This is a genomic window from Streptomyces spinoverrucosus (genome assembly GCF_015712165.1).
Taxonomy (GTDB): domain Bacteria; phylum Actinomycetota; class Actinomycetes; order Streptomycetales; family Streptomycetaceae; genus Streptomyces; species Streptomyces spinoverrucosus_A.
Window position 1 is genome coordinate 3,622,971 of record NZ_JADPZX010000001.1, and the last position, 12,761, is coordinate 3,635,731.

Consider the following 12,761-nt stretch of genomic DNA (forward strand, 5'->3'; position numbering starts at 1 on the left):
TACCAACCGGGGGCCTCTCGGATCACCCCTTCACACAGACGACCTGCCTCAGCTTGGCGACGACCTCCACCAAGTCCCGCTGCTGGTCGATGACCTGCTCGATCGGCTTGTAGGCGCCGGGGATCTCGTCCACCACGCCAGAGTCCTTACGGCACTCCACGCCCCGCGTCTGCTCCTCCAGGTCCTTCGTCGAGAAGCGCCGCTTGGCAGCGTTCCGGCTCATGCGCCTACCGGCGCCGTGCGAGGCGGAGTTGAAGGACATCTCGTTCCCGAGGCCCTTCACGATGTACGAACCCGTACCCATGGACCCCGGAATGATCCCGTACTCCCCGGAACCGGCCCGGATCGCGCCCTTGCGGGTGACGAGCAGGTCCATCCCCTCGTACCGCTCCTCCGCCACATAGTTGTGGTGGCAGGAGATCTCCTGCTCGAAGACCGGCTTGGCCTTCTTGAACTCCTTGCGGATCACGTCCTTCAGGAGCGCCATCATGATCGTGCGGTTGTACTTGGCGTACTCCTGCGCCCAGAAAAGGTCGTTGCGGTACGCCGCCATCTGCGGGGTGTCCGCGATGAAGACGGCGAGGTCACGGTCGACCAGGCCCTGGTTGTGCGGCAGCTTCTGGGCGACACCGATGTGGTGCTCGGCGAGCTCCTTGCCGATGTTGCGGGACCCCGAGTGCAACATCAGCCACACAGAGCCGGAAGTGTCCACGCACACTTCGCAGAAGTGATTCCCCCGACCCAAGCTCCCCATCTGCTTGACGGCCCGCTCCTCACGGAACCTCACCGCCTCCGCCACCCCACCGAACCGCCCCCAGAAGTCCTCCCACCCGGCCGTCGCCAGCCCATGGAAGCGCCCCGGGTCCACGGGGTCGTCGTGCATCCCCCGCCCCACCGGAATCGCCTGCTCGATCTTCGACCGCAGCCGCGACAGATCCCCGGGAAGGTCGTTCTCCGTCAGCGACGTCCGCACCGCCGACATCCCGCACCCGATGTCGACCCCGACCGCCGCCGGGCAGACAGCGCCCCGCATCGCGATCACCGAGCCGACCGTCGCCCCCTTCCCGTAATGCACGTCCGGCATCACGGCCAGCCCCTTGATCCACGGCAGGGTCGCCACGTTCCGCAGCTGCTGGAGCGCGCCCTCCTCGACCGTGGCCGGGTCGGTCCACATACGGATCGGCACCTTCGCGCCCGGCATCTCGACATACGACATATCGTCCTCATTCCCCCGAATAAATAATGAAAGCCTCGAAACGCAAAACCGGCGCCAAGGTCGACGTAACGGACAACGGACCGGCGTTCACGGCAGTGCGTGCGATACACATTGTCTTCAGGGCGAGCCCTGGGACGGCAAGCGATTAACCAGCGAGAGGAGCCTGACCGTGCAGCGGAAGGCGTACGTAACGGGCGTCGCCGCGCTCCTCGCGGCCCTGCTGGCCGGCTGCACCGGCGGCTCGGACGGCGGCGACGCCACGGACAGCGCCAACTCCGACAACGCCGGTACGTCGACGGCGGCCGCCGAGCCCGGCCGCTACCGCACCCTCCCCGAACCCTGCGGCGCGGTCCGTCAGGACACCCTCGACTCCCTGCTCCCCGGCATCCAGCAGATCGTCGACGGGGAACAGCGCGAGCAGGCCTACCAGGGCGAGGCCACCCTCACCTACGACAACGACCGCAAGGTCGGCTGCCGTTGGAAGGTCGAGTCCGCCTCCGCCACGGACTACCTGTTCGTCGACTTCGAGCGAGTGGTGTCGTACGACAGCACGGTCAGCGACGACGACCAGGCGCAGGTGCTGTTCGCGGGCAGGCAGGAGGCGGCGGACCTGCCCGAGCCGACGGCGACGGAGACCCAGTTCCCGAGCGGCACGAGCTCACCGCCCGCCACCACCAACTCCCCGGGCTCCACCAACTCCCCGAGCTCCCCCAGTTCCTCCGGCACCCCCTCCGGCACCCCCAGCGGCACATCCAGCCCCTCCTCCAGCACCACCCCCACCGCGCTCCAGCCCCGCGTCCTCGACGACCTCGCCGACGAGGCCTTCCTCGACGACGAGCTGAGCAGTTCCGGTTCGACGGCCAGGCAGCGCACGGTGACTGTGGCGTTCCGCACGTCCAACGTCATCGTGACCATCGAGTACGAGGAGCAGCCGGCGACCGTCGGAGTCGTCCCGGACAGCAAGGAAATGCAGGACAGGGCCCGGAAACTGGCCGCGCAGCTGGCCGACTCGCTCGCGGAGTAGCGCCCCTTCGCGCCCCCGCGCAAAGCGGCCGATCCGAGTCCGCACACTTCCTTCACCGCGTACCGTGACCCCTCGGACCTGTAACCCGAGCGTCACGAGTGAAGGAACCATGCAGCGACGAGCACAGCGAGCCGAACAGAGCGATCAGCGAGCCAGGCGTCTCAGCCGCGTCCTTGTCGGCGCGGCCGCCGTCCCCGTGATGCTGATAGCCGCCGGCTGCTCCTCGGACTCCGGCTCCGGTGCCGACGCCAAGCAGGCGTCCGAGAGCCCGGCGGGCGCGTCCGCGAGTCCCTCGCCCACCGTCGAGGCGGCGGCGTACGCGAAGTTGCCCGAGCCGTGCTCGGTGCTGTCGAAGAAGACGCTGGAGGAACTGGTCCCGGAGGCGGGCAAGTCGGGCAAGGAGAGCAGCTCGGACGATGTGTCAACCCGGGCCGGCTGCTCCTGGGACAGCCTCGACAACAACGGCGTCAAGGGCTCCCAGTTCCGCTGGCTGAACGTCTCCCTGCTGCGCTTCGAGTCCGACGTCGCCCGCGGCTCGGGCGAGCAGCGGGCGCAGGAGTACTACGAGAAGCAGGTCGGCGACGTCCGGTCGGCCGAGGGCGCCAAGAACACCAAGGCCGAGCCGCTCACCGGCACCGGCGACCAGGCGACGGCCGTGCGTTACGACCTGAAGAAGAAGGAAGGCGCGTTCAAGCAGCAGACGATCGTGACGCGCGTCGAGAACGTCGTCGTCACCCTCGACTACAACGGCGCGGGCCTGGCCGGTGACAAGACGCCGGACGCCGACGACCTGATGAAGGACGCCCAGAAGGCGGCCAAGGAGGCCGTGACGGCGGTCACGAAGGCGAACGGGACGAACGCCTCGGCGACCCCTGGCGGCACCGACTCCCCTTCGAAATCCGCCACTTCGTCCAAGTCTCCGTCGCAGCGGAGCTGACCCCGGGGACTGGGGCGGATCACCGGCAGCCACCGGAAGAGTCACGGATGGGCTGACGTACACGGTCCGGCCACCCGTTCCCGGTACGCATGTGCCACCCTGTTGGGCGCGCAACAACACGCAGTGGGAGGGGAATACGGGTGGCCGCGCCACTACAGCTGACACGGATGCACCGCGTTCTCATCGGCGTGGTCGTCTTCGGTGCCGTGATCATCGCGGGCATCGGCTTCGCGGGTTCGTACGCAGCCGTACGCGAGCTCGCCCTCAAGAAGGGCTTCGGGGATTTCAGTTATGTCTTCCCGATCGGCATCGACGCGGGCATCTGCGTTCTGCTCGCCCTGGACCTGCTTCTGACCTGGATCCGCATCCCCTTTCCGCTGCTTCGCCAGACGGCGTGGCTGCTGACGGCGGCGACGATCGCCTTCAACGGCGCGGCGGCCTGGCCGGACCCGCTGGGCGTCGGCATGCACGGCGTCATCCCGATCCTGTTCGTGGTCGCGGTGGAGGCGGCGCGGCACGCGATCGGCCGTATCGCGGACATTACGGCCGACAAGCACATGGAGGGCGTCCGCATCACCCGCTGGCTGCTCTCCCCGGTCCCCACGTTCCTCCTGTGGCGCCGGATGAAGCTCTGGGAGCTCCGCTCCTACGACCAGGTCATCAAGCTGGAGCAGGAACGTCTCGTCTACCAGGCCCGTCTCCGCTCCCGCTACGGCCGGGCCTGGCGCCGCAAGGCCCCGGTGGAGGCCCTGATGCCCCTGCGCCTGGCCAAGTACGGCGTCCCGTTGGCGGACACGGCCCCGGCGGGCCTGGCGGCGGCGGGCATCGAGCCGGCACTGATACCCCCGGCGCCGAAGCCGGAGCTGACGGCGGCGCATGCGGCTGACGCCCCGGCCGCGGCAGCGGGCGCAGCCGACGCCGTGGCCGCGCCCCGCAGCGGGCAGCGCCCCCAGGGCGACGGCACGCCGGACGCGGAGCAGCTCGACTATTCCGAGCCCCAGAACCCCTGGCTGCAGGCCCGGGACCCGCAGACGATCGAGTACCACGGCGGCTACGACCCCGACTACGACCCGGAAGCCGCCTACGCCGACTGGTACCAGGAACAGCGCCAGGCGGAGCAGTACCAGCAGCAGTACGAGGAGCCCCCGCCGTCCCCCGAGCCCTCCCCGGAGGACACCGGTACCTTCCCCATCCCGGTGGGCCCCGGCCGTACCCGCGAACTGGGTGATGGTGGCGGTACGCCGCCGGCGCCCGAACCGTCCGAAGAGGACTACTACTCGGTCTTCAAGCAGTCGATCAGCGGCAGCGGCTACCCGACCCCCCGCGAGTTCAGCGACAACGTCGAGGCGACCTACGGCGTGCCCGTCGTGGACGCCGACGCCAAGCGCATGGTCCTGCGTTTCCAGAAGCGCCACACGGCGGAGCTGGAGGACGAGCACATCGCGTGAGGGGGGCGCCCGGCGAACACCGGGCGCCCCCGTCACCGTCGAACCGGCGTCACTCCCCGAGCAGGGCCCGTACCCGCTCCTGCCCCACCGCCAGCAGCAGCGTGGGCAGCCGGGGGCCGGTGTCCCGGCCCACCAGCAGGTGGTACAGCAGCGCGAAGAACGTCCGCTGGGCGGTCTTGATCTCCGGCGGGAGCTCCTTGGGCGTGGCGTCGGCGGAGAACCCGGCCTGTACCTTGGGCACGCCGTAGACGAGGTGGGTGAGCCCGTCCAGTGACCAGTGCGACTCCAGTCCGTCGAGCAGCAGCCGCAGCGACTGCTGGGACGCCTCGTCGAGCGACTTCAGCAGCTCGACGTCGGGCTCCTCGCGCACGATGGTCCGCTGGTCGGCGGGCACGTGCGTGTTGATCCACGCCTCGGCCTTCGCGTACCGGGGCCGCACCTCGTCGAGCGAGCCGAGCGGCTTGTCGGGGTCGAGCTCGCTGAGGATTCGCAGCGCCTGGTCCTCGTGCCCGGCGGTGATGTCGGCGACGGACGCGAGGGTGCGGTACGGCATCGGCCGCGGCGTCGTCGGCAGCTCACCGGCGGCCGTGCGCACCGCGCGCGAGTGCGCGGCCACGTCCGCGGGCAGCGCGGAGCCGTCGGCCACCTTGGCGTCGAGCTTGTCCCACTCGTCGTACAGCCGCTGGATCTCCTGATCGAAGGCGATCTTGAACGACTGGTTGGGCTTGCGCCGGGCGTACAGCCAGCGCAGGAGCTGCGGCTCCATGATCTTCAGCGCGTCGCCCGGGGTGGGCACCCCGCCGCGGGAGGACGACATCTTCGCCATCCCGGAGATCCCGACGAACGCGTACATGGGCCCGATCGGCTGCTTCCCGCCGAAGATCCCGACGATCTGCCCACCGACCTGGAAGCTGGACCCCGGCGACGAGTGGTCGACCCCGCTCGGCTCGAAGACGACACCCTCGTACGCCCACCGCATCGGCCAGTCGACCTTCCAGACCAGCTTGCCGCGGTTGAACTCGTTCAGCCGCACGGTCTCGGCGAAGCCGCACTCGTTGCAGGTGTACGACAGCTCGGTGGTGTCGTCGATGTACGAGGTGACGGTGGTGAGGTCCTTCTCGCAATTGCCGCAGTAGGGCTTGTACGGGAAGTACCCGGCGGAACCGAGGCTGCCGTCGTCCTCACTCGCCGCCCCCGACCCCTCGGCGGCCTCCAGTTCGGCCTCGTCGACGGGCTTCTGCTGCTTCTTGGGAGCGGCCTTGGGCTTGGTCCGGTACTGCGCGAGCACGGCGTCGATCTCGCCGCGCTGCCGCATCGCGTGCAGGATCTGCTCGCGGTACGCCCCGGAGGTGTACTGCGCGGTCTGGCTGATCCCGTCGAACTCGACGCCCAGCTCGCCCAGCGCCTCGACCATGGCCGCCTTGAAGTGCTCGGCCCAGTTCGGGTACGACGACCCCGCCGGCGCCGGCACGGAGGTCAGCGGCTTGCCGATGTGCTCGCTCCAGGACTCGTCGACCCCGGCGATTCCGGCGGGCACCTTGCGGTACCGGTCGTAGTCGTCCCACGAGATCAGATGCCGCACCTCGTACCCCCGCCGCCGGATCTCGTCGGCGACGAGGTGCGGGGTCATGACCTCACGCAGGTTGCCCAGGTGAATGGGCCCGGAGGGCGAGAGCCCGGACGCGACGACAACGGGTTTGCCCGGGGCCCGACGCTCCGACTCCTCGATGACCTCATCCGCGAAACGGGAGACCCAGTCGGTGGTCTCGGTGCTCAGAGCCACGATCGGCACGTCCTTCTTTCCGCATCAGGCAGCCGGTACGGTCAACGGCTGGCGCATCCATTCTCCCAGCAACGCCCCGAACGACGAAAACGCCTTTTCAAGCAGCCAACCAGGGGCGCGGGGCTGTGCCGATATGCGGCTCCGCCGCGCGGGCGCGACCAGCCACGCACGGCCCGCGCCCGCCGACGCACCTCACCCCCGAGCTCTCCGCAAAAACCGCTTTACCCCCCATGGGATACTGACCGTGTCTATCCATCCCCACGAGGAGAACGGCACCCATTCCTATGGCCCCGGTCACGTCCCTCACCGCCTCCGTCAACCAGCGCCTCGCCGACGCCCTCGCTTCCGCCCTCCCGGAAGCCGACGCGGTCGACCCGCTGCTGCGACGAAGCGACCGGGCCGACTTCCAGGCCAACGGCATCCTCGCGCTGGCCAAGAAGGCGAAGGCGAACCCCCGGGACCTGGCGACCCAGGTCGTCGCCAACATCACCACCGGCGACGTGATCAAGGACGTCGAGGTCTCGGGCCCCGGCTTCCTCAACATCACCCTCACCGACAAGGCGATCACGGAGAACCTGGCGGCGCGGTACGCGGACCCCGAGCGCCTCGGCGTCCCCCACGCGGACGCGCCCGGCACGACGGTCATCGACTACGCCCAGCCGAACGTGGCGAAGGAGATGCACGTCGGCCACCTCCGCTCCGCGGTGATCGGCGACTCGGTCGTCCAGCTCTTGGAGTTCACCGGCGAGAACGTCGTCCGCCGGCACCACATCGGCGACTGGGGCACCCAGTTCGGCATGCTCATCCAGTACCTCGACGAGCACCCGCACGAGCTGGACCACAGGGAGGGCGTGGACCTCCAGGAGTCCGGCCAGGCTGCGATGTCGAACCTGGACCGGCTCTACAAGGCGGCCCGGAAGAAGTTCGACGCGGACGAGGAGTTCAAGACGCGGGCCCGGCGCCGGGTGGTCGACCTCCAGGCCGGCGACCCGCACACGCTCGCCATGTGGCAGAAGTTCGTCGACGAGTCGAAGATCTACTTCTTCTCGGTCTTCGAGAAGCTGGACATGGAGGTCCGCGACCCCGACATCGTCGGCGAGTCCGGCTACAACGACATGCTCGCCGAGACCTGCCGCCTCCTGGAGGAATCAGGGGTGGCCGTCCGCTCGGAAGGCGCGCTGTGTGTCTTCTTCGACGACATCAAGGGCCCGGACGGCAAGCCGGTCCCGCTGATCGTGCAGAAGTCGGACGGCGGCTACGGCTACGCGGCGACGGACCTCTCCGCGATCCGCGACCGCGTCTTCAACCTGAAGGCGAACAGCCTGATCTACGTCGTCGACGCCCGCCAGTCCCTGCACTTCAAGATGGTCTTCGAGACGGCCCGCAAGGCCGGCTGGCTCAACGGCGACGTGAAGGCGTACCAGCTGGCCTTCGGCACGGTCCTCGGCAAGGACGGCAAGCCGTTCAAGACGCGTGAGGGCGAGACGGTCCGGCTGGTCGACCTCCTCGACGAGGCGATCGACCGCGCCTCCACCGTCGTACGGGAGAAGGCCCAGGACCTCTCCGAGGAGGAGATCGCCGAGCGCGGCGCGCAGGTGGGCATCGGCGCGGTGAAGTACGCCGACCTGTCCACGTCGGCGAACCGGGACTACAAGTTCGACCTGGACCAGATGGTCTCGCTGAACGGCGACACCTCGGTCTACCTCCAGTACGCGTACGCCCGTATCCAGTCGATCCTCCGCAAGGCCGGCGAGGCCCGCCCGCAGGCCCACCCGGAGCTGGACCTGCACGAGGCGGAGCGCGCGCTGGGCCTGCACGTGGACGCGTTCGCGGAGACGGTGGCGGAGGCGGCGACGGAGTACGCCCCGCACAAGCTGGCGGCGTACCTCTACCAGCTGGCGTCGCTGTACACGTCGTTCTACGACAAGTGCCCGGTGCTGAAGGCCGAGACGCCGGAGCAGGTCGAGAACCGTCTGTTCCTCTGCGACATCACAGCCCGCACCCTGCACCAGGGCATGGCCCTGCTGGGCATCCGGACGCCCGAGCGGCTCTGAGCGAACGCGTCGGCATCAGAGGCTGAGCACCGCCCTCAGCGCGATGTCGACGCGTTCCGTCCTCAGGCGGGGCACGCGAACTCGCACCACACCAGCTTGCCCAGCGGCCGCTCCCCCACGCCCCACTTGTCACTGAGCGCGGCGACGAGCAGCAGCCCCCGCCCGCCCTCGTCGGGCTCGTCGGCGACGCGTGGAACACCGGACCCGCTGTCGTGCACTTCCACGCGCAGCACGTCACCGTCGTACCGCACGCGCAGCAGGAACCCACGGCCGGGCGGTACGCCGTGCAGCAGGGCGTTGGTCGCCAACTCGCTGACACACACGGCCACGTCCTCGGCCCGCTCCCACCGCCCGAGCCCCCAGCACTCGAGGGACCACGAGGTGAAACGCCGGGCGGCGGGCACGGACCGACGGAGGCGGGCGTAGAACTGGTCGCGCTGGTAGGGGAGTTCAACTTCGGCATTCACGGGACGAATGTCGCGCAGCGTCACTACGGTGGAGCAGTGCGTGAGCCCGTACAGATGCGATGTACGGGTCGGCACGGGGTCCCGTACGGCGCGGGGTGGGGAGTTGGACAGGCGTGAACGCCAAGAAGGTGACACGGAGGAACGGATCAGCCATGCGGATGGTCGGCGCACAGGTGCAGGCGGCCCGCAGGGCGGCGGGCCACACCCAACGCTCACTCGGGGACGCGATCCAGGCCAACGAGGAGACCATCGCCTCCATCGAGCAAGGCAGACGACCGCTGCTCCCGGACGTCGCCTCGAAGCTGGACCAGTTCCTCGACGCCAAGGGCATGTTGGTCGCCGGGGTCGACAACATGCCAGAGGTCGACCAGTTCCCGCTGTACGCCGAGCAGTTCATGCTGCACGAGCGCGAGGCCATCGCCATCTCCTGGTACGAGTGCGTGGTCCTGCCCGGACTTCTCCAGACCCGGGAGTACGCCCGCGCCGTTTTCCAGGACCGCGTACCCGCGTTCGACGAGGACGAGATCGAGGCCAAGACGGCGGCCCGTATGGACCGTCAGGAGATCCTGCACCGTAAGAATCCCCCGACCCTCAGCTTCGTCGTCTGGGAGCCGGTGCTGCACCTCCGCGTCGGCGGGGACGAGGTGCGCCGCGCCCAACTCCGCCACCTGCGCGAGGTCGCCGATCTCCGGGGACTCGCGTTCCAGGTCCTGCCTATGGACACGCCTTCGCACGCCGGTCTCGCGGGCCCGTTCATCATCCTGGAGACCCCCGACCACCAGCGCCTCGCGTACGCCGAAAGTCAGCACGGCAGCCAGTGGTTCTCCGACCCAGATGAGGTGTTCAACAGGGCGCACAAGTATGCGATGCTGCGCTCGCAGGCCTTGCCCCCGCACGACTCCAAGAGCTTGCTCGATCGTCTGCTAGGAGAGCAATGAGCGGCACGGCACCCCAGTGGTTCAAGTCCAGCTACAGCGACAACGAGGGCGGCGCCTGCCTCGAAGCCTCCTACACCTGGCGCAAGTCCAGCTACAGCAGCGAAGAAGGCGGCCAATGCCTGGAAGTCGCCGCCTGCCCCCACACCATCCACATCCGCGACTCCAAAAACCCGGCGGACGACAGCCCCACCCTCCACATCAAGCCCTCCACCTGGACGGCGTTCACGAAGTTCGCCGCTCGCTGAACCATGGCCACCCTCCCCAACCCGCTCCCGAAGCTCGCCGCCGACCCCACCGGCCGCACCCTCGGTCTGGACCTCCCGCAAGGGCAACTGATCGACACCCTCCTCTGGCACGCGGACGTCCCCGCGACCCCCGGTGACTGGACGGCGTTGAAAGGGGCCCGCACCGCAGGCATGCTCCCGCTGCTCATAGACGTCGGCGGCAGCCAGCAGGGCCCCGAGGCCTGGGAACTGATGCCCGGCGAGACCTCGTACCCCGGAGATCACGACCCCGAAGAGGTACTGGCCGAGTACTGGGAGGACACGGAGGACGACGACTGGCCGGGCCTGGCCCCCGAACCCCGGCCCGACACCGCCACCCCCGACCCCGACGCCCTGGCCACGGAAATAGCCGACCACCTCCTCACGGACGGAACCTGGCTCAAGGAACCCCGCGTCGCCCTCGTCCCCGCCCGCCGCAGCGCGGACATCCCGGCGGCGATCGGCTGGTCGGGCCCCGTGAACCACGAGAACGACGTCGCCCGCCTCTGCGCGGTACTCCGCTCCTGGGAGGACCGCTTCGGCGTACGCGTGGTCGCCCTCACCTTCGACCAGCTGATCCTCTCCGTCGCGGCACCACCCACCATCCCCGCCGAAGCGCAGGCGGTGGCGGTCGAGCACTACGCGTTCTGCCCCGACACCATCGAACAGAGCAGCACCCCGTCGCTCCACTCTTACGCCGAGCAACTCATCAACCAGGAAATCTGGTCCTTCTGGTGGGACTGAGCCAGACTCCGGAATGAGGACGACACCATGAGCGACAAAGCCCGAAAGCTGTTCGAGGCACTTGACCTCGACGAGAACGGGATCCTGACCCGCGAAGAAGTGATCATCGCTCTCCGCACGAAGGGCCCGACCCTCGCCGCCTCAGGCGTTCTGCCGTTCTGGGCCGTGGGAGACGCCGACGCCGCCTCCGCGCTGTTCGACGCGGCCGACCAGAACGGGGACGCCGTACTGACGCTGGAGGAGTTCTCCGCGGTGGTGGACCGCCGTTTCGGCTGGCGCTGACATCTCGCCCACCTGGTGCGACGCTGGAGTGAGGAGCAGTCCGAGGCAGCTGCTCGGGAGGCCCGATGGGACGCGATGTCCCGGAGGTGGTCTTCACCCGGGAGGACCGCCGCCGGTACCGGATCAAGGTGCAGAGGTGCCTGGAGGCGTTCGCGCTGATGCTGCGCGAGGCGCGGTTCGAGTCCGAGCGACCACAGGTGGGGCTGGAGATCGAGCTGAACCTGGTCGACGACCGCGCCGAGCCGGCGATGCGCAACAGCGACGTACTGGAGGCGATCGCCGACCCGGCGTGGTCCACGGAGCTGGGCCGGTTCAACCTGGAGATCAACGTGCCGCCCCGCCGGCTGACCGAGGGCGGCCCCGACGCGTGGGAGTCCGAGATCCGCGCCGCGCTCAATCACGCCGAGGAACGAGCCAGGTCGGTCGGCGCGCACCTGATCATGATCGGTATTCTCCCCACCCTCCAGCAGCGGGACGTCGGTGAGCGCGCCCTCTCCGAGAACCCGCGCTACCGGCTGCTCAACGACCAGGTCTTCGCGGCCCGGGGCGAGGATCTGCGCATCGAGGTGGACGGCGTGGACCGGTTGCGCACCTACGCCGACACGATCACGCCGGAAGCGGCGTGCACCAGCACGCAGTTCCACCTCCAGGTCTCCCCGGAGGAGTTCTCCGGCTACTGGAACGCGGCGCAGGCCATCGCCGGCATCCAGATCGCACTGGCGGCCAACGCACCCTTCCTCTTCGGCAAGGAACTGTGGCACGAGACCCGTATCCCCCTCTTCGAACAGGCAACCGACACCCGCCCGCAGGAGATCAAGGTGCAGGGGGTGCGGCCCCGGGTGTGGTTCGGCGAACGCTGGATCAACAGCGTCTTCGACCTCTTCGAGGAGAACCTGCGCTACTTCCCGGCCCTCCTGCCCCTCTGCGACGAGCAGGACCCCTTGGAGACGCTGGAGCAGGGCGACATCCCGGAACTCGGTGAGCTGACCCTCCACAACGGCACGATCTACCGCTGGAACCGCCCGGTCTACGCCATCGCCCACGACAAGCCGCACGTCAGAGTCGAGAACCGGGTGCTGCCCGCCGGCCCGACCGTCGCCGACACCCTCGCCAACGGCGCCTTCTACTACGGCCTCACGCGCGCCCTGGTGGAAGAGGAACGCCCGGTGTGGTCCCGGATGTCCTTCGCGGCCGCCGAGGACAACCTGCACACGGCGGCCCGGGAGGGCATCGACGCCCGCCTCTACTGGCCCGGCATGGGCGAGGTGCCCACCCCCGAACTCGTCCTGCGCCGCCTCCTCCCCCTCGCCCACCGGGGCCTGGAGCACTCCGGCATGGACGAGGCGTGGCGCGAACCCCTGCTGGGCGTCATCGAGCAGCGCTGCGTCACCGCCCGCAACGGGGCGATCTGGCAGAAGGAGATGTTCCACCACGCGGCCGCCTCGGCCCCCGGCCGCCACGAGGCCCTACGCCGCATGACGCACCAGTACATCGACTACATGCACCTCAACGCCCCGGCCCACACCTGGCCGGTCGACTGACGAGCGCACGTGAACCCAGAGACCTGTCACCGGCGCAACATCGTCGTGCGCTGCGTCAAGCGGC

General features: G+C 69.1%; 12 protein-coding genes. 9 read left to right on the top strand and 3 right to left on the bottom strand.

What is annotated here, in order from left to right; all coding sequences use genetic code 11:
• Window positions 1-22 precede the first annotated feature (22 nt).
• Window positions 23-1,216: an RtcB family protein gene (locus I2W78_RS16285; protein WP_196460659.1), complete on the bottom strand. Its 1,194-nt coding sequence runs from the start codon at window positions 1,214-1,216 to the stop codon at window positions 23-25.
• 169 nt (window positions 1,217-1,385) lie between these two features.
• On the opposite strand from I2W78_RS16285, the gene I2W78_RS16290 reads away from it, so the two are divergent.
• From I2W78_RS16290 to I2W78_RS16300, 3 genes are all read left to right on the top strand, one after another.
• The gene (locus I2W78_RS16290; protein WP_196460661.1) at window positions 1,386-2,240 is read left to right on the top strand and encodes a DUF3558 domain-containing protein; all 855 of its coding nucleotides are present in this window, start codon (window positions 1,386-1,388) and stop codon (window positions 2,238-2,240) included.
• 109 nt (window positions 2,241-2,349) lie between these two features.
• Entirely contained in the window at window positions 2,350-3,177 is an 828-nt protein-coding gene (locus I2W78_RS16295; protein ID WP_196460663.1) for a DUF3558 family protein, read from the top strand.
• A gap of 167 nt (window positions 3,178-3,344) precedes the next feature.
• A complete protein-coding gene (locus tag I2W78_RS16300) occupies window positions 3,345-4,625 on the top strand; it encodes a DUF2637 domain-containing protein (protein ID WP_230885469.1) in 1,281 nt (426 codons plus the stop codon).
• 49 nt (window positions 4,626-4,674) lie between these two features.
• Here I2W78_RS16300 and lysS read toward each other — a convergent pair whose 3' ends face one another.
• The gene (gene lysS / locus I2W78_RS16305) at window positions 4,675-6,417 is read right to left on the bottom strand and encodes a lysine--tRNA ligase (protein ID WP_196460667.1); all 1,743 of its coding nucleotides are present in this window, start codon (window positions 6,415-6,417) and stop codon (window positions 4,675-4,677) included.
• A 275-nt stretch (window positions 6,418-6,692) separates the two neighbouring features.
• Between lysS and argS the strand changes: the two genes are divergently transcribed.
• A complete protein-coding gene (argS, locus tag I2W78_RS16310) occupies window positions 6,693-8,462 on the top strand; it encodes an arginine--tRNA ligase (RefSeq protein ID WP_196460669.1) in 1,770 nt (589 codons plus the stop codon).
• A 62-nt stretch (window positions 8,463-8,524) separates the two neighbouring features.
• On the opposite strand, the gene I2W78_RS16315 is transcribed toward argS, so the two are convergent.
• On the bottom strand, window positions 8,525-8,929 hold the full coding sequence (locus tag I2W78_RS16315; RefSeq protein WP_196460671.1) for an ATP-binding protein: 405 nt from the start codon (window positions 8,927-8,929) through the stop codon (window positions 8,525-8,527).
• A 152-nt stretch (window positions 8,930-9,081) separates the two neighbouring features.
• Here I2W78_RS16315 and I2W78_RS16320 point away from each other — a divergent pair, with 152 nt between their 5' ends.
• The 5 genes from I2W78_RS16320 (at window position 9,082) to I2W78_RS16340 (ending at window position 12,697) form a co-directional block, all read left to right on the top strand.
• Window positions 9,082-9,867, top strand: coding sequence for a DUF5753 domain-containing protein (locus tag I2W78_RS16320; RefSeq protein WP_230885470.1), 786 nt, complete (start codon window positions 9,082-9,084; stop codon window positions 9,865-9,867).
• On the top strand, window positions 9,864-10,112 hold the full coding sequence (locus I2W78_RS16325; protein ID WP_196460675.1) for a DUF397 domain-containing protein: 249 nt from the start codon (window positions 9,864-9,866) through the stop codon (window positions 10,110-10,112). Before I2W78_RS16320 ends, I2W78_RS16325 begins: the two co-directional genes overlap by 4 nt.
• Before the next feature lie 3 nt (window positions 10,113-10,115).
• Window positions 10,116-10,874, top strand: a complete 759-nt coding sequence (locus I2W78_RS16330; protein ID WP_196460677.1) for a DUF4253 domain-containing protein — start codon at window positions 10,116-10,118, stop codon at window positions 10,872-10,874.
• A 27-nt stretch (window positions 10,875-10,901) separates the two neighbouring features.
• Window positions 10,902-11,156 carry an EF-hand domain-containing protein gene (locus tag I2W78_RS16335; protein ID WP_196460679.1) on the top strand — a complete coding sequence of 85 codons (255 nt, stop codon included), beginning with the start codon at window positions 10,902-10,904 and terminating at the stop codon, window positions 11,154-11,156.
• 65 nt (window positions 11,157-11,221) lie between these two features.
• Window positions 11,222-12,697, top strand: a complete 1,476-nt coding sequence (locus tag I2W78_RS16340) for a glutamate--cysteine ligase (RefSeq protein WP_196460680.1) — start codon at window positions 11,222-11,224, stop codon at window positions 12,695-12,697.
• The last annotated feature ends 64 nt before the right edge of the window (window positions 12,698-12,761 follow it).

Bases quoted from the DNA above. Each gene is read 5' to 3' on its own strand.
- I2W78_RS16285 (WP_196460659.1), bottom strand. From the start codon at position 1,216: ATGTCGTATGTCGAGATGCCGGGCGCGAAGGTGCCGATCCGTATGTGG.
- I2W78_RS16295 (WP_196460663.1), top strand. From the start codon at position 2,350: ATGCAGCGACGAGCACAGCGAGCCGAACAGAGCGATCAGCGAGCCAGG.
- I2W78_RS16300 (WP_230885469.1), top strand. From the start codon at position 3,345: ATGCACCGCGTTCTCATCGGCGTGGTCGTCTTCGGTGCCGTGATCATC.
- argS (WP_196460669.1), top strand. From the start codon at position 6,693: ATGGCCCCGGTCACGTCCCTCACCGCCTCCGTCAACCAGCGCCTCGCC.
- I2W78_RS16320 (WP_230885470.1), top strand. From the start codon at position 9,082: ATGCGGATGGTCGGCGCACAGGTGCAGGCGGCCCGCAGGGCGGCGGGC.
- I2W78_RS16325 (WP_196460675.1), top strand. From the start codon at position 9,864: ATGAGCGGCACGGCACCCCAGTGGTTCAAGTCCAGCTACAGCGACAAC.
- I2W78_RS16330 (WP_196460677.1), top strand. From the start codon at position 10,116: ATGGCCACCCTCCCCAACCCGCTCCCGAAGCTCGCCGCCGACCCCACC.
- I2W78_RS16335 (WP_196460679.1), top strand. From the start codon at position 10,902: ATGAGCGACAAAGCCCGAAAGCTGTTCGAGGCACTTGACCTCGACGAG.
- I2W78_RS16340 (WP_196460680.1), top strand. From the start codon at position 11,222: ATGGGACGCGATGTCCCGGAGGTGGTCTTCACCCGGGAGGACCGCCGC.